Source organism: Sinorhizobium sp. GQ132 (genome assembly GCF_059758575.1).
The window spans coordinates 476,121-492,332 of the sequence record NZ_JCAXDX010000002.1 but is presented as its reverse complement, the minus strand read 5'-3'; the positions used below and the strand labels follow the sequence as shown (position 1 = coordinate 492,332).

Sequence of the window (16,212 nt, the reverse complement as noted above, 5' to 3'; positions counted from 1 at the left end):
CTTCCTCTCCTTTTCTGTCCCCTATCTCGAGCTGATGATTTCACGCCATGCGAAATTCGCCTCCAGAACTCCGGCGGCGGTTCCATCGGCAGCCGCGACGACAGCGGCCGCGGCCTGATCCAGCCGCAAGGTGTCTGGATTGACCGACCGCAGCGAGGCTGCAAGCGCCTGTCCAACCGCGTCGCGGGCCGAGCGCAGCGCAAGTCCGAAGATCATCGGCTTGATCCGGAAAGCCTCCGCCGTTGCCTGACGGAACCGGTCGAAATCATCCTGCTCCAGATGCCGGAGGTCGATATCGAGCAGCCGTATGTCGGCACAGTCGCGTGCCACAAGCTCGCGATGATAGAGCTCGACGATCGAGTCGAAAATTGCGCCCACGAAAGGCAGTGCGCGGTCATGCACCTCGCGCGTGACCTCTGACATGCGGCGAAAATTCGTGGCGAGACGGATCTGGGTTTCCGGACTCGTCTCGGCGAAGCGGTTGAGCTCGTTGTAGAGCAGGAGGTTCCCTTTCGTCCGCCTGAGCAGCCTGTCGATCGCGGAATCGAAGTGCAGGAACGAGATCAGCGACACAAGGTCTGAAAAGGCCTCGGAAAAGGAGAAGAAGTCGTCTCCGCGCGACATAGCCGTCGGTATGCCGGTTTCCGAAAGGAGGATGAGATGTCCGGTCTCGTGAGCGATGGTGTCGAAATTGAGCGCATAGGGCCGCCTTATTCCGTCGATGTCGGAACAGCCAAGCTCCAGGAAGCCGTAGCCTGCCTGGGCATTGTCCCAATTCACGAAGGCAACGATCTCCAGCCGCGGAAAGGTCTGATCGAAGAACCAGCGGACCGGTCTGCCCAGATAGCTCTGCCAGATGTTGAGAACGAAGTGCACACAGGCATAGGCATGCACAGGCAGGAACGCCCGGGAGTCGGGAGACAGGTTGTCGAAATGGCGATCCGGACCCGGTCCCACCGGCGCGCGAGCGGCGCCGTGAAACGGCGGTAGCCGGTCGAAGCCGTAGGGTTCCTTGTCGTCGAGCGGATCGACGACATACATCGTCGCGTCGCTCGGCCCCTCGGCGATCTCATCCCTCGGTATGGGCAGCCAGACGCGGTCCGGTTTTTCATAGCCCGGAATGAAGGGTGGCTGAGGGAAAATCCAGAACCGCGTGCCCAGACGGGAATCGCCGGACTCGAGGGCTTCGTCTCGAAGCAGACGCATCGCACACTGCCCCCCGGATGAAAATGCCTAAATTATGGTTTCAATTTATAGGTGTTCACCAAATTCGAGTCAATGCCGCCTGCTTCCAGGTCGCGGAGGAAGGTGTTCGTCGCGATCCATTCGCCATCTTGCTGCGGGCCGCGATGCTGCTCCAGAAGGCTTGGTGCTTGCTGTAGTGCAAGGATCGCGTCGTGCCTCTTCTGTCCGATCATCTGCTCCCGCAGTTCCTTGCTTCTCTCCTGAGCACAGCCCGCGGCCTGCAAGACCGCGGAAAGCGAGCGCTCCCGGAAGTTCAAGTTTCGCGCAAAAGTTGTGAGGCGGTCGCGTTCCGAACGGCTGACGACACCCAGGCGCCACCACGCGGAGAAGGTTCGCTGCAGGTCGACAAGTGCATCCGTCAAAGGCGGAAAGCCGAGTTCCCGCGGGCCCGAATGTACCGCGACCGCATCGTCGGGCGCAGGGTTGGAAAGTGGACCAAGTCCGAAGCGTCGATACCACCTGTAGACGAGACCGACCCCGATCATGCCGAAAGCGTCAAGCTCCGCGGCTCTGAGCGCGCCCATGCTGGCGGCGCCGATAACGACGATCCCTTGCGCCATCGCCCAGAGAATTTCCTTGTGCCGGACAGCCGGTCTGTCTTCGAACTGCCCGTCGATCAGAATCATGGCCCGCGGTCGAAAGGCATGTGCCGCAAGCAGGACATCCCCCTGGGCGGCCGGCTGCAGATAAATCGCGTCGAGGATTTTTTCCGCCTCGGCAAGACGCAGCGTCGGACCGAGAAACACCAGGATCGGATTGTCGCCTCGGCCAGCCATCGCACACTCATCGCAGGACGAAAAAGGGAGAGGCGCCGGGAAGAACCGTTCGCACGCAATGAACGCCCGCCTGCTCGTCGGCACCCACGGGAATGGCCAGCACAGGTCCAAGACCGGCTTCGGCCACCCGGTCTATCAATGTACCGGGATCCGGAGTCGCCGCGGGCGTCGGCTCTGCCGGCTTGGCCGCCGCATCGGCGAGGACGAGCTCGCGGGCCTTCGCCACCGCGCCATCGGTGCTCCTGCGGTAATGTTCCCTCGTCTGGTCGTCACGGGCGCCGGAGATCGCCCCTGCCCTTGCCGAGAGCGCCTCCAGCATTGCGCGGGCCGCCGCCATTTCGATGCTGGGCCCGGCGGCGTAGCCTTCCGTCGGCAACGCAAGGATGGGTTCCCCGAGCCCGGCCTCGACCGCCTGACACCAGACGACGGCAACAGCCGCCGGCGACGGAGCGAGCCACAGGGCAAACGATATCCCGCGAGCGCCCGCGAGCGATCGGATATGATCCACCCCGTCACCGAGTCCGTGGGGCGCAATGCGCCACCGGTCGAAGAAGCCGTGCGTTGCGAATGCGCGTGCGATGGCGTCCCGTTCAAGGCATTCCCATAATCCGTGCAGGAAAGCGCCATGGGGGCTCGTATGGCAGGCAAGCCCTGTGGTCGTCCGCAGAAAGACGCCGTCATGGGCCGGCTGCGGTTCGCTGTAGCACGTATGCACAAGTTCCAGCGGCACCGGGTGCGCAGAGCCGCCGACGACATCGATACCGTCGATCCAGGCAATTGTCCTTTGCCGCCATTTCCCGCGCCACCGCGGAACCACGAGGTTGTCAAAAAGGTCGTCGGCAACGTCGAGTTGGTCGGCCGTCGCCAGAAAGGTCCGTTCCGCCGGAATGGTCTCGGCGAAATAACGCTCGAGCGATTCCATCAGCGCGCCGACTGCCGCCTCCGCCCTCGACAGGCCCCGCCCGAGGGACGTGACCTCTGAAAGCGCGGCGGGGCGGACAGCCTGCATCACCGGCAGGCCGATGCGGTCGAGCCCCGTCAGATCGCCGAGGCGGGTGATGCGCGCGCGGCGGCAGAGTGGCGGCAGGGCAGCGAGACAGCGCTCCAGGCTCCCCTCGACCAGATCATCCGAAAAGGGCGCCTTCCGCGCGGACACGAACGAGGCATAGAGATCAGCGAGGGGGCCGCGTGCGCCCTCGTTCGACTTCGCACCATTTCGTTCAGCGCCCAATGGCAATGCCGAGCTCCCGCATCGAATGCCTCGCTCGCCTGATGAGCGCCGTCGCCCCTTGGCTTTCCGCGATTTCAACGGCGCACCGCAGGTCTGTGGCGACGGCATCCTTACGCTCGCCTGCCCGCGCCCGGAGAATGGCGCGGCATCGGTGCAACTCCGCCAGCCAATAGGCATGGCCGGTTTCCTCCCCCCTGCCGATCGCTTCGTTAACGACGTCGATCGCCGGCTCGATCTTGCCGGCGAGACCCAGCAAGGTAGCGTGCATGCAGAGATAGATTGGCAGATCCGCCACCGTCCCAAGTTCGCGCAGAAGCGCCAGGCCATTTTGAAAGGTGGCATGGCCACTCGCAAGGCTCGTGCGGTGCGCCTCGGCCCACCCGCTGAAGAGAATCGACAGGCCGGACAGGGACTGCATTTTGTGCCGCTTTGCGAAATCCGCCATTCGTGCCGAAACCTCGACGAGCCTTTCGAAATCGTCCCGGTAAAAAGCAGACACCGCTTCGGTATCCAGGGAGTGTGCCTTGCTGTGCGCATGCGCTATCCGGTCCGTGAAAGCGATCATTCTCGATAGCGCCGCGTCCGAGGCTTTCGTGCGCCCCGTGAGCCATAGGGAGAGCGCGAGTTGGCCGAGGCCACAAACCTTCGCATCATGCCCGCCGAATTCCGTTCGGCTCTCTTTGGCGCGCTTCTCGTCATAGAGCGCCAGGCCGGCCTTGATCGCCTCCTGCGTTTCCCGATGCCGGCCGAGATTGAAATCGATCGCCCAAATGCAGTGGTTGACCTGGAGCTGGATTTCCGGTTCGTTGGCCTTTGACAGCATCGACCGCACCTCCAGGGCTCGGTCGTGCATCACCCGAAAATCGGATCCGGTGAACCACCACCCCCAATAGATCGGAAACCACTTCGACTGTTCCGACAAGGGGCGACGGCGGGCAATTTCCACGCCCTCCTCGTATAACCGCCGTGCCGGCGGCGAGTTAAGTCCCACAAGACCGGCCACGACCGGGCCGAGGGCAGTAAACGCCGAAAGCTTCAGAGGTTCGGCTGTGTCGCTCTCGCTCAATTGGCCGCAAAGAGCCAGGGCATGTTCCAGAAATTGCCTCGCCTCTATCATTGCGGACCGGCTCGAACTCTCCTTCCCCGCGGCGATAAACAAGGGGACGGCCTCTTCGACAAGCCCCGCCCTTTCCGCATGCTCGGCAAGCGCGCCGGTATCGATCCAGGCCGCCATGCCACGATTTTGGTTGACCGCTGTGAAGAGCCGCCGATGCAGCACCTGCCGCTGCTTGCGCAGCACGGCATTGTAGATCGTCTCCTGGATCAGCGTATGCCGGAAGCCGTAGGCGGTGCGCCCCGGCACCCTCATCCGCGTCAGGAATCCCGTCTCGCAGAGCGTATCGGCTGCGTTCGCAAGCGCGCTCTTGCCGAAATCGGGTAACAGAGCCCGAAGCAGCGGCAACGTCACCTGCGTGCCGGCGACTGCCGCCGCGCGCGCGACCTCCCTGGCCGTGCCGAGCTGCTGCAGGCGGGATTCCAATATCGACTCGAACGCCGACACATGCGACGGGTTGGCGCTCTCCGACAGGCGCATCGTGTCGGGCTCGACATTTTGCGACACCCATTGACAGATCTCCTCGATGAAGAGCGGAACGCCACCGGATATCCGTTCGGTCGCGTCGAAGAGATCGGGAAGCAGCGCCAGGCGGTGCTCCGGCCATTTTGCCTTTATCGCCAGCCTGGTTTCGTCCGAATCGAGTGGCCGCAACGAAAGCCGCGTCGGGTTGGCGGCGTCGAGCCATTCCGAAGCATAGGAAGGACGCGACGTCGTAACGAGCAAGACGGGGAATTTTGCAATGATCCTCGCAGCTTCGCCAAGCAGGTCACGCGATGTCGGATCGATCCAGTGGACGTCCTCGACAGCCACCACCACCGGCCCGCGTCGGCACACGGCTTCCAATGCACGGAGCATGGCGCGATGAGCCTTCTCGCGGATCGCCTTCGGATCTTCGTTCGACTGCAGACGGCTGCCCTGCGCCCCGAGCAGGTAGGAGAAGACATCGACGACCTCCGCGTCCCTGATACCGTTGCGTTCGAACAGCGCCGCCACCGCAGCGGTCGTCGGACCCATCTGCCCTCCACTCCCCGACGCAGCCTCGGGGAGATTGTTCAAGAGGGGATGAAGTGTCGAGCGGAAACCGCCGGGCAGGCACTGGAAGAAGAGAAGCTTGGAACGCTTGGCGCGCGTCCGCCTGCGAATTTCCCTGAGAAGACGCGATTTGCCGATGCCGGCGTCCCCTTGGATCAGGACCACGGAGCCTTGTCCCGCAAGAACGCCATCCCAAAGTTGCCCGATAGTATGCAGTTCGTTCTCACGGTTGATAAGCGGCCCGCCCATCCGTCCGAAAGCATAGAAGCGGTCCACTCCCAATTTATGACCGAGCGCGCGCCACACCTTCTCAGGCGCCGCAAAGCCCTTGAGCTCCTTGCTGCCCTGAAACACGAAGGCATGGGATCTGCCGGCAAGGTGACGTGTCTCCTCGCAGACCAGAACGCTGTTCGGGGCCGTGATGGCCTGCAGCCGGGCAGCCATGGCAAGCGCCGCGCCTGTGACCGGTTCCCGAGTCCAGCCTTCGCGGGATCCTTCGCGAACGAGGGCTACCGACGTGGCGATGCCCACGCGGACCTGGAGATCGTCCTGCCCCGCCTCGCGGCCGACGCGCTTGCAGGCCTCTACGATTCCGAGCCCAGCGCGGATTGCGAGCGAGGCGGCGTCCTTCGCCTCGAGTTCGATCGGGAAGAGCGCAACACCGCCGTCGCCGGCCTCGTGCTGCATCACGCCGGAATGCGATGCGATCGCTTGTTTGGAAGCAAGCTGAAAGGCGGACATCAGTTCCTGATAGTCCTCGATATCCATCACGTGCATCAGATCGGTCGACCCGACCAGGTCATAGCAAAGCGCCGTGACGATACGCCGCTCGCCGCCACGCACGGAAGAGCCGCCCGGGCGCTTCCCACGCTCGGCCGCTCCTCGTGGTGTTTTGGTCCGGCTCTCGCGCAGCATGCACCACTCCCGCATTCGCCTGCCAGGTCCGCTCAGATACGCGGCGCTGCCTAAGGGCGACCTGTCTGTCTCGCATTTTTCCGACGTGATCCCGACCTGAGTGCGGAAAATATCACCCCTGACTGCACGCGGTGTCGGGACCGACTCGGGGAAGGCTGATTGCCCGTCAGGGCAATGTCAATCGGCGGGCAGTTGCAAAACGCGCAGCCGGGCAACCTTTCCCCTTCGATGAGCGTTAAGACGCGCCTTCTTGTGCTGCAAGGAACACGCCGTAACCGCAGGCGCTACTGGATTGCCGCACGGTTTGAGCGCAACCTTGCAAGAGAGGCGGCGCAGGCACCCGGTGCCTGGAGGATGATTCTTCGTCAGATCTGCATCAGGAGACGATCGATGGCACGCACTCCCGCGAAATACTGCGATCTCGTCATGAAAGGCGGCATCACCAGCGGTATCGTCTACCCGAATGCCGCTCTGGCGCTTGCGCGGGACTACCGGTTCAAGAATATCGGCGGCACGTCGGCCGGGGCGATCGCAGCTGCGGCTTGTGCGGCGGCCGCGGTCGGAGACCGGCGGAAGCAGATGAAGGCGGCGATCGCTCAACCAGAGGAGCACGTCGGTTTCGAGGGTCTCGAGAAGGCATCGTCGAACCTCGCCTCTCCCGGCTTCATCAACGGCCTCCTCCAGCCTGCGGCCGGCGCAGGTCAGGCATTCCGTTTGCTCGTCACACTCGCCGGCAACGCCGGCGTTCTTCGCAAAGGCCTTGCGCTTCTTGGAAGCGTCGTGCTCATCGCACCCGTCGAAACGCTGCTCCTGCTCGCGGCCCTCACGGGTCTTGCCTATGCTGTCGGGGGGCAAACCGGCATGATGGCGGCGGCTCTACCGGCTGCGGTCTGCGCCTATCTGGGAGGGGCGGTGTTCTCGGTATTGCGCATCGCTCGTGTCCTGCGCCGCAATCTGATGGGCCTCTGTACCGGCACGGCACCGGATCAGCCCGCCCGCCCAGGAAAGATGGTCTTGACCGATTGGCTCCACGAAACCCTGCAGGCACTGTCCGGCAAGGCTTCGGACCAGCCCCTCACCTTCGGCGATCTTTGGACGGCGGAGCGCTACCCCGGCGAACCGGGCTCCGACCGGGCCGTCACCCTGAAGATGATCACGACCGGCATATCGCACCAGGAACCGCGCAGCCTGCCGTTCGAAAGCGCGCTTTTCTGGTTCCGGCGCACGGAGTTCGATGCGCTTTTTCCCAAGGTCGTCGTCGACTGGATGGTAGAGAAGGCTGGGGAGCCGGTCACCGTGGCGGGTGAGGATTACTATCTGCTACCGCATGGCGCCGACATGCCGGTGCTCGTCGCAACGCGCATGAGCCTCAGCTTCCCCCTCCTGATCAGCGCCGTGCCGCTGCATGAGCCGGCCCGCCGCGAAAGCCCGCCGGACGGAGAAAACGAAGCTGAAGATACGACTTCGGACGAGGACGAACAGAAGACCGTATTGGACAGCACGGAAGCGCTGACCACCGGCGGCAAGAAGCGCAGGGCCAGGCCCGCCGCGTTCCGGATCTGCTGGTTCTCGGACGGCGGCATCAGCAGCAACTTCCCGATTCACCTCTTCGACCGGGCGCTGCCCCGATGGCCCACCTTCGCCATCAATCTCGTTTATCCGGGAACCTCCGATACCGGCTCGCGGCCGGAGGTCTTTCTGCCGGAGAACAACCGGCAAGGGTGGCAGCGGCACTATCAGCCGATTGCACGCAAGTCGGCAGTCCACGAACTCTGCGCCTTCGTCTTCGCGATCGTCGCGACCATGCAGAACTGGCGCGACCTCCTCCAGTCGCGCGCGCCCGGGCATCGCGAACGCATCGTCCATGTCTCGTTGAGCCCACAGGAAGGTGGCCTGAACCTCGCCATGTCGAAAGAGGTCCTCGCGACCGTCTCGAAAAAAGGCACGGCCGCCGGCGAGGCATTCGCCCGGTTCTCCTTCGAGAACCATTACTGGATCCGCTGGCGCAATCTCGCCTCGGCACTCCAGCGCTACACGATCGATATTGCCGCGAGCGACGCCTATCAACCGAGGATTCCGGATTACGAAACCGCCTATGCATTCGCTCGCGATCCCGCGTCGACGCCACCCTCCTATCGGTTTGGAAGCAAGGCGGAGCGTGAATTGGCGGCGCAGCTTCTTCAGGAGCTTATCAACGAGGGACAGAAATGGAGCGATGAAGGGCCTGACTTGACGAAGACCGCCCCGAGGCCGCTGCCACAATTGCAGATCGCACCGACTTACTAGCTGGCACGAGCGGTCAACGCCAGCAACCCCTCCCTGCAGCTCTTCATTGTAGACGCGGATTCACTTTCGCTATAGTAGTCGGACTGTCGGCAGCCGCAAGAGGAACAAACATGCCATCGGCGGGATCGCTAATTACCTTCTTCATCACCACCGCCTTGTTCGCTTTTATTCCGGGGCCGGCTATGCTCTATGCCGCGGCCCAGACCATGGCGCGCGGTCGATGGTCCGGGCTGATGGCCACCCTCGGCATTCACATCGGCGGCTATGTGCACGTCGCTGCCGCCGCCGGCGGGCTGTCTATTCTTTTCCATGCCGTGCCTACACTTTATCTGGCGGTCAAATTGACCGGCGCCGCCTATCTGATTTGGCTCGGCATTTCTCTCTTCTGCCGGAAAGCTGAGGAACATGCTCTTCTACCTGAGGCGGATCCGAAATCGGGCCGTCGCGCATTTGCCGAGAGCGTGGTCGTGGAAGTTTTGAACCCAAAGACCGCATTATTTTTCATTGCGTTTCTGCCGCAGTTCGTAGATGCCTCTGCCGCGCTTCCGGTATGGGCTCAGTTCCTGATCCTCGGAACGGTCGTAAACCTGGTATTCTCGTCAGCGGACGTCCTCTGCGTCGTACTTGCAAGCGCCGTCGTATCGAGATTGAAGCGTTCGGGCCGAGCGCAACACCTTTTTCAACGCATCGGCGGCGCAACCCTTATCGGACTGGGAGCCCATCTCGCGATTCAGAAGGGTTGATGGGCCAGAGTCCTACCGCACTATCGTCAACCGCTCGGCGGCGCGTGTGATCGCCGTGTAGAGCCAGCGTTCGCGCGTATCGCGGAAAGCCCAGCTCTCGTCGAAAAGCACGACGTTGTTCCATTGCGAGCCCTGGGCCTTGTGCACGGTTAGCGCGTAGCCGTAATCGAACTCGTCGTAACGCTTGCGCGTGGACCAGGGGATTTCGCCCTCGACGTCCTCGAAAGCCGCCTTCAGGAGCTTGATCTTGGCAGCGCCGCGATCCATGTCGTCGTCTTCCGGGCGGATCATCAGGTTGATTCCCGGCTTGACCGTCTCCTTTGACGAGCTCATCACCTGCCAGAGCGAACCGTTGAGCAGCCCCTTGGCCGGATCGTTGCGAAGGCACACGAGCTTGTCGCCGGACTGCGGATATTCGCTGGTAAAGCCCTTCAGTTCGCGAAGCCGCTGGTTGTAGCGCCGCCGTGTCCTGTTGGTCCCGACCAATACCTGATCGGCTTCCAGCACCATGGGCTGTGTCACCTGCCCCTTGGAGATGACCTGGGCGGTGCCGTAGTCGCCGTGCATGATCTCCTTGCCCTCGCGCACCTGCATGGCGAGCTGGATGATAGGGTTGTCCCTGGCCTGGCGATGGATATCCGTCAGGAGAAAATCCGGTTCGTGATTGGTGAAGTAGCCGCCGCCGGAAACCGGCGGCAATTGGCCGGGATCGCCGAGAACGAGGATCGGCGTGCCGAAACTCATCAGATCCTTGCCGAGCGCCTCGTCCACCATCGAGCATTCGTCGACGATGATCAGCGCCGCTTTCGCGACCGGACTCTGGCGGTTGATCGCGAACATCGGCGCAATCGAGGTCTTGCCGGTCTCCTCGTCCTCCACTTCCTCCTCGCCGCGCGGTCGGTAGATCAGCGAGTGGATCGTCTTGGCGTTCGTGGCCCCCTTGGAGCGCAGCACCTGCGCAGCCTTGCCGGTGAAGGCGGCGAACACCACCTCGCCATCGACATTTTCTGCAAAATGGCGGGCGAGCGTCGTCTTGCCGGTGCCGGCATAGCCGAACAGCCGGAAGAGCTGAGATCGGCCTCCCTTCAACCATTGCGAAACGGCCTTCAGGGCCTCATCCTGTTGCGGAGCGAACTGCATGACCTTGAGTGTCAGGATTCGGCCGCCCGGCGCAAGTGCGGATTTGGCCGGCCAGCCGACGAAGCTCGTGCGGTGCTGCTGCGCGAGGCCATCACGTCAGCAATCCACGACTTTGTGGCCGACTTCCGGCAAAACGGCTGTGGCACAGTTTTTTGCACTGCACCTTGAACTGGGGCGGCCGATCCTGCTACCAACGGTGCGCTGCATACAGTGTGCAGCAAGCCGCGCCGCCCGCCGGAGAATGACCTTGAAGCCGGAACAGCCCTCAACCCCGACGCTGCCCAGGAACGGCGGACTGGGACGTCTGTCCGCCGTTTGGCAGTGGTGCCTGCTGGCCCTGCTCTCCGCCGTCTTCGCCGGCCTCCTCGAAATGATCGGAATTCCTGCGGGGCTGCTGATGGGGCCGATGATCGCCGGCGCGCTCGTCGGCATGAATGGCGGAACGATCCGGCTGCCGCGACAGCTCTTCTTTTGCGTTCAGGTCGTGCTGGCGATGATGATCGCCGCTTCGATGAGTCCCGATCTTCTCGTGACCTTTTCCGGCAATTGGCTCCTCTTTCTCGCCATCATTCTTTCGGTGATCGGCGTCAGCACGCTCTGCGGCTGGACGATCACCCGGATGGGCATCCTGCCGGGCACGACCGCGATCTGGGGCTCGTCGGCGGGCGCTGCCTCGACCATGCTGCTGATGGCCGATGCCTATGGCGCGGACGCCCGGCTCGTCGCCTTCATGCAATATCTGCGCGTCGTCTTCGTTGCCAGCACGGCGACCATCGTGTCCCATCTCTGGGTGAGCGGCGTCGAAGCCGAAACGGCACCTCACTGGTTTGCCCCGATTGCCGGTCTGCCTTTCATCATGACGCTCGCCGTCGGAATCGCGGGCGGCTTCCTTGGCAAGATACTGCGTGTGCCGGCCGGCGCCTTCCTCGTGCCCTTTGCAATCGGTTCGGCCCTCAACATAACCGGAACGCTTACGATCGAACTGCCGCAATGGCTGCTGGCGCTCTCTTTCGCGATGCTCGGATGGAATATCGGCCTCGGCTTTACGCGGGCAATTCTGGCGCATGCGCGGCGCGCTCTGATGCCGACGATCGTCTCCATCCTCGTGCTGATTGCCTTTTCCGGCTTTCTCGCTCTGTTGCTCGTCAAGGTCGCCGGCACCGATCCGCTGACCGCCTATCTCGCGACCAGTCCCGGCGGGCTCGATTCGATCGCCGTCATCGCTGCCTCGAGTGACGTCGACCTGCCATTCGTCATGGCCTTGCAGACGGCCCGTCTGCTCATCATCACGCTGATCGGCCCCGCCCTCGCCCGCTTCGTCGCCGACCGGGCATAAAACCAGCGCCGCAATCGTTACTTGCGCAGGGAATAAATCCGTAGCGTTCCGTGTCTTATCCTCGAACCCGCCCGAGCGCGGTTCTCGTCGAAGACATCTGAGGAAGGAACGCCCATGAGAACGCTTGCGTTGACCATCGCCATCTCACTTGGCACGGCCGCCGCCGCCTTTGCCGCTCCGCCCGTGAAAACGGTCGAGTCGGAGAAAGGGCCGGTGCTCGCCGCCGAAAACGGCATGACGCTCTACACTTTCAAAAATGACAAAAAGGGCGTCTCTGCCTGCTATGATGCCTGCGCCACGAATTGGCCGCCCTTCATGGTGGAAGGCGACGCAACGGCCGAGGGTGCCTTTTCGGTCGTGGAGCGAAAGGACGGCAGCAAACAATGGGCGAAGGACGGCATGCCCCTTTATTTCTGGGTGAAGGACAAGAAAATGGGTGACGTCACCGGCGACGGCGTGAAGGGCGTATGGGATGCCGCACGGCCGTGATGGCTTGAATAAACGCGCGGGGGAGGAAATCTCCTCCGCCGACCCGTTCGAGGAGGACGTCCTGGCGCTGATTCCGGCGCTCAGGCGTTACTCGCGCAGCCTCGCGCGTTCCGATACGGATGGCGAAGATCTGCTGCAGGACTGCGTCGAAAAAGTGCTTACAAGACGCGCGCAATGGCGCGGCGTGAACCTTCGCGCCTGGGTCTTCACGATCATGACCAATCTTTATCGCAACGGCCGACGCCGCCGCGCTCAGCACCCCGAAGTGGAGCTTGACGAGACGCTCGGCCTTCGCGCGGAGGAAAACAATGCGGATCCTCTGGAGCGGCAGCGTCTGCTGCGCGCACTCGAGCGGCTCTCCGCGGACAATCGCGCCGTTCTGATGCTCGTCGTCATCGAGGGATATCGCTATCAGGATGTGGCAGACATGATGGAAATTCCGGTCGGGACCGTGATGTCCCGCCTTTCGCGAGCCCGCCGCCAGCTCGCCGAAGCGATGAAGGACGATAACGTGATCGCCCTGCGGAGACCCAAATGAGCGCCGACTTCGAAACCGTCTCCGATGACGATCTCCACGCCTATGTGGATGGCCACTTGGCGCAACCGGAGCGCGAGCGCATCGAAGCCTGGCTGGAAAAGCAGCCGGCAAAGGCCGAAGAGGTCCGTCAGTGGCAGGCGCAGGCGACGGCGCTGAAGCAGCATTTCGCCTCTTATGCCCGCAGCGGCGAGGAAGATCGCTCGCTTATATCGGCCCGCCGAAGATCACGGAGTACCGGATGGGCATCGGCGGTGCCGACGCTGCGACGTCTCGCCGCCGGGCTTCTGATTTTTGCCGCCGGCGCGCTCGCCGGAGCCTATGGGCCCGACCTCGTGGCTCCGCCGCCCGAGTCCGCCGATGCCTCCGAGGCGCTCCCCCGGCAGGCACAATCGGCATTTCTGATCTATGCCAGCGAAGTCCGCCACCCAGTGGAGGTCGGTGCCAGCGAGCGGGAGCATCTCGCCACATGGCTCGGCAAGCGCCTCGATTATGGGCTGAAAATTCCCGACCTGTCCTCGCTTGGATTCTCGCTCGTCGGCGGGCGCCTCGTGCCGGTCAACGATACGGCAGGCGCAATGCTGATGTATGAAGACGTGACGGGGGAACGGCTAACGGTCCTTCTCGGCCGCAACCCGGAAAATCGCGAAACGAGTTTCCGCATATCCAGCCAGGGGAATGTCGAGACATTCTACTGGATAGACGGCGAAATCGGCTACGCCGTGACGGGCGAAGTGCCGCGCGACCTGCTGCAGAAGGTTGCCGACGAATGTTATCGCCAGTTCGAGGCTTCGGAGAGCTCCTGAACGGCCGTCGGACAATCCCTCAACGCAGAGGATCATTCGCGAGCGCGATCGGCGTTCCGTGCGGCGTCGCTTCCGCTGCGCGCTGCCAACTGCCGGCCAGCGCTTCCAGTTCGGGGCCGGAAGCGAGGGAGAGTTCCGTTACCAGACGGCTCAGCGCCGCAACCCAGCAATCGTAGTAGTCGCTGCCGTCCGCCCTGCGGCCGGGCTTGTAGAGCTCGGCCGAAAGCGCTTCCGCCCATTCGCTCCACGAAAATACACCCTGCTCGTGAAGCCGCACGGTCATGGCGAAGGCGACCGCCTGCCAGGGTTCGGCAAAGACGGGATCGCCCTCGCGCGATTTTGGCAGTTCCGCCGAAGCCAGAAGCGGGGAACGGGCAGGAGCAGGCGTCGATCTATGCGGGTTCAAGATAGCTCTCCCAGGCATCGATAGAGACGGTAAGCGTGGGGTCCGCGCCCTCACCCCAGATCTCGCCTGCGTCGAAGACCACCGTGTAGAGCCATTGCGGGTTCTCGCCCCTGCCGTGGGCGTTGTCGTCCGGGAAGACGAAGCCGCCCTGTACGGTCTCCACCATGCCTGTCCTGGCGCGGGCGTAGCGCGGCAGGCGCGTGTGGCTCTCCGGATTGAAGTTCTTCGTACGCACTCTCTCGCCGGCGGCAAAACGCGGCGGGGTTTCGACCGGCCGGTCGCATGGCCCGCCCTTGGCGAGCACGCCTGCCACCATATCCGCTGTGAGCACCCGCTTCGGCTCCCGCCCCTTGTCGAGCATGTGGCCGGCGTCGAGCTCGGCTTCCGTCACGAAGCCGTGACGCTTCAGAAGCGTTTCCAGCGCCCGCGTCCAGATTTCATAATAGCTCGCGGAAAGATAGGTCGCCGGGGGCAGGCTTTCGCGCGCGTGCCGGCTTTCGTCCAGCGTCCAGGCACCGAAAGCGCCACAGGAAAGCGTGATGCCGAGCGCCCGCTTTTCCCACTCTGCATGGAATGTGGGCTCGTTGCGTTCCGGAGCGATCGGGCCCATGCCATGCTGACCTCCGAGATCGTGCGGGCCGTTCATCGTACCCCCTCCGGCGATAGGGCGAGCCCGGTGCCGATCATGGAATCGCGCGTCACGAGCTCTGCCAGGGCGTCCTCACCGAAGCCATCGGTACCTTCCGGCCGCTCCGGCACGACGAGGTAGCGCAGTTCGGCCGTCGAATCCCAGACGCGAACCTTCTTTTCAGCCGACAGCTCGAGCCCGAATTCGGCAAGCACGCCGCGAGGATCGATAACGGCGCGCGAACGATAGGGCGGCGCCTTGTACCAGACCGGCGGCAGCCCCAGCACTGCCCAGGGATAGCAGGAGCACAGCGTACAGACGATGAGGTTGTGCGTTTCGGGCGTGTTGAACACCGCACGCATGTGCTCGCCCTGGCGCCCGGTGAAACCGAGGCTGGCGATCGCCGCGGTCGCGTCGCGTTTCAGCCAATCGGCAAAATCGACGTCGCTCCAGGCCTTGGCGACGACGCGTGCGCCGTTTCGCGGTCCCACCTTCGTCTCGTACGCCTCGACGATCGCGTCGATCGCCGCAGGATCGATCAAACCCTTTTCCGTCAGCACCGTCTCCAGTGCCTTAACCCGGGCTTCCATGTCGGTCAGATGGTTGTCGTGGTGATGGCCGTGATCGTCGCCATGCCCATGATGATGCTCGGACATTCCTGGCTCCTCTACCGAAGGCTACTGATCTAAATGCGTGACCCTAAAAACGTCGCGTGTCGGCGGACTACCTGAGCATCGGCCAAAGACTGACGACGAGCAAGACGGCCATGGTGATGTTGAACCATTTGAGCCGCGCAGGTTCCGAGAGCCATTGCCTGAGGGCCGAGCCGAAACCCGCCCAGGTCGAAACGCTCGGCACATTGACGAGTGCGAAGACGACGCCGACGACGAGCACGCTCATGAGATAGCTGTCGCTGCTCGTATAGGTGGCCATGGCCGAAACCGCCATTACCCAGGCCTTCGGATTGACCCATTGGAAAGCAGCCGCCTGCAGGAAGGTCATCGGCACTGCATTCGCCTTTCCTTCGCCGAGCGAGCGAGACGTGCCGATCTTCCAGGCGATCCAGACGAGATAGGCGCCTCCGGCGAACTTCAGGGCCGTATAGAGGAGCGGCACGGAATGAAGCAGCGCGCCGAGACCGAGCCCCACGGCAATGAGAAGAACGAAGAAGCCGATGCCGATCCCCAGCATATGCGGAATCGTGCGCACGAAACCGAAGTTCACGCCCGAGGCGAACAGCATCATGTTGTTCGGTCCGGGCGTGATCGATGTCGTTAAGGCAAACAGGAACAGCGCCAGAAGCGTATCCAGTTGCATGAGTTCCTCCAAAGCCGCGGGTCTGCCGAGAACGCCGCTACAAACCTGGGATTCGCGTCGCGTAATCTCCCGGGCGGCGACCCTGGTGGATCAAGCTAGCTGACCCAAATGCAACCGCCACCCAAATCTTGTCACGGTGACAAACCGGGGATGCTGCACCGCCTTGACCCCTAACCTTTTCCATGGGATAGCCACGATATGTGTGAACAT

At 63.0% G+C, this 16,212-nt stretch carries 15 protein-coding genes; 6 read left to right on the top strand and 9 right to left on the bottom strand.

Annotated elements, in window-relative coordinates; translation table 11 throughout:
• Window positions 1-21: 21 nt before the first annotated feature.
• From AC6CIG_RS06415 to AC6CIG_RS06400, 4 genes are read right to left on the bottom strand one after another with little or no spacing between them, the layout of a single operon-like run.
• Complete coding sequence (locus tag AC6CIG_RS06415) at window positions 22-1,206, bottom strand: gluzincin family metallopeptidase (RefSeq protein WP_018095376.1); 1,185 nt, start codon at window positions 1,204-1,206, stop codon at window positions 22-24.
• A 32-nt stretch (window positions 1,207-1,238) separates the two neighbouring features.
• Window positions 1,239-2,021: a TfuA-like protein gene (locus AC6CIG_RS06410; RefSeq protein ID WP_018095377.1), complete on the bottom strand. Its 783-nt coding sequence runs from the start codon at window positions 2,019-2,021 to the stop codon at window positions 1,239-1,241.
• Window positions 2,022-2,028: 7 nt separating this feature from the next.
• Window positions 2,029-3,258 (bottom strand): YcaO-like family protein, encoded by a 1,230-nt coding sequence (locus AC6CIG_RS06405; protein ID WP_127712037.1) that lies wholly within the window; start codon window positions 3,256-3,258, stop codon window positions 2,029-2,031.
• Complete coding sequence (locus AC6CIG_RS06400; RefSeq protein WP_437408590.1) at window positions 3,242-6,316, bottom strand: ATP-binding protein; 3,075 nt, start codon at window positions 6,314-6,316, stop codon at window positions 3,242-3,244. Before AC6CIG_RS06400 ends, AC6CIG_RS06405 begins: the two co-directional genes overlap by 17 nt.
• 390 nt (window positions 6,317-6,706) lie before the next feature.
• Between AC6CIG_RS06400 and suhR the strand changes: the two genes are divergently transcribed.
• Together suhR and AC6CIG_RS06390 are read left to right on the top strand one after the other, a co-directional pair.
• Window positions 6,707-8,602: an RpoH suppressor SuhR gene (gene suhR / locus AC6CIG_RS06395; RefSeq protein ID WP_127712033.1), complete on the top strand. Its 1,896-nt coding sequence runs from the start codon at window positions 6,707-6,709 to the stop codon at window positions 8,600-8,602.
• A gap of 110 nt (window positions 8,603-8,712) precedes the next feature.
• Window positions 8,713-9,345 (top strand): LysE family translocator, encoded by a 633-nt coding sequence (locus tag AC6CIG_RS06390; RefSeq protein ID WP_127712031.1) that lies wholly within the window; start codon window positions 8,713-8,715, stop codon window positions 9,343-9,345.
• Window positions 9,346-9,357: 12 nt separating this feature from the next.
• On the opposite strand, the gene AC6CIG_RS06385 is transcribed toward AC6CIG_RS06390, so the two are convergent.
• A complete protein-coding gene (locus AC6CIG_RS06385) occupies window positions 9,358-10,485 on the bottom strand; it encodes an ATP-dependent DNA helicase (RefSeq protein ID WP_018095382.1) in 1,128 nt (375 codons plus the stop codon).
• A 247-nt stretch (window positions 10,486-10,732) separates the two neighbouring features.
• Here AC6CIG_RS06385 and AC6CIG_RS06380 point away from each other — a divergent pair, with 247 nt between their 5' ends.
• The 4 genes from AC6CIG_RS06380 to AC6CIG_RS06365 all read left to right on the top strand — a co-directional run bounded on the left by AC6CIG_RS06380 (window position 10,733) and on the right by AC6CIG_RS06365 (window position 13,651).
• Window positions 10,733-11,821, top strand: coding sequence for an AbrB family transcriptional regulator (locus tag AC6CIG_RS06380; protein ID WP_127712029.1), 1,089 nt, complete (start codon window positions 10,733-10,735; stop codon window positions 11,819-11,821).
• A gap of 114 nt (window positions 11,822-11,935) precedes the next feature.
• On the top strand, window positions 11,936-12,310 hold the full coding sequence (locus AC6CIG_RS06375) for a COG4315 family predicted lipoprotein (protein ID WP_018095384.1): 375 nt from the start codon (window positions 11,936-11,938) through the stop codon (window positions 12,308-12,310).
• Window positions 12,294-12,848 (top strand): RNA polymerase sigma factor, encoded by a 555-nt coding sequence (locus AC6CIG_RS06370; protein ID WP_018095385.1) that lies wholly within the window; start codon window positions 12,294-12,296, stop codon window positions 12,846-12,848. Before AC6CIG_RS06375 ends, AC6CIG_RS06370 begins: the two co-directional genes overlap by 17 nt.
• On the top strand, window positions 12,845-13,651 hold the full coding sequence (locus tag AC6CIG_RS06365) for an anti-sigma factor family protein (protein ID WP_127712024.1): 807 nt from the start codon (window positions 12,845-12,847) through the stop codon (window positions 13,649-13,651). Before AC6CIG_RS06370 ends, AC6CIG_RS06365 begins: the two co-directional genes overlap by 4 nt.
• Window positions 13,652-13,670: 19 nt before the next feature.
• Here AC6CIG_RS06365 and AC6CIG_RS06360 read toward each other — a convergent pair whose 3' ends face one another.
• The 4 genes from AC6CIG_RS06360 to AC6CIG_RS06345 all read right to left on the bottom strand — a co-directional run bounded on the left by AC6CIG_RS06360 (window position 13,671) and on the right by AC6CIG_RS06345 (window position 16,002).
• Complete coding sequence (locus AC6CIG_RS06360; protein ID WP_127712022.1) at window positions 13,671-14,057, bottom strand: nitrile hydratase accessory protein; 387 nt, start codon at window positions 14,055-14,057, stop codon at window positions 13,671-13,673.
• Window positions 14,044-14,703, bottom strand: coding sequence for a nitrile hydratase subunit beta (nthB, locus tag AC6CIG_RS06355; RefSeq protein ID WP_127712020.1), 660 nt, complete (start codon window positions 14,701-14,703; stop codon window positions 14,044-14,046). The genes AC6CIG_RS06360 and nthB overlap by 14 nt, the downstream gene beginning before the upstream one ends.
• Window positions 14,700-15,341 carry a nitrile hydratase subunit alpha gene (gene nthA, locus AC6CIG_RS06350; protein ID WP_127712018.1) on the bottom strand — a complete coding sequence of 214 codons (642 nt, stop codon included), beginning with the start codon at window positions 15,339-15,341 and terminating at the stop codon, window positions 14,700-14,702. The genes nthB and nthA overlap by 4 nt, the downstream gene beginning before the upstream one ends.
• A 67-nt stretch (window positions 15,342-15,408) precedes the next feature.
• Window positions 15,409-16,002: a LysE family translocator gene (locus tag AC6CIG_RS06345; RefSeq protein WP_018095390.1), complete on the bottom strand. Its 594-nt coding sequence runs from the start codon at window positions 16,000-16,002 to the stop codon at window positions 15,409-15,411.
• Window positions 16,003-16,212 lie beyond the last annotated feature (210 nt).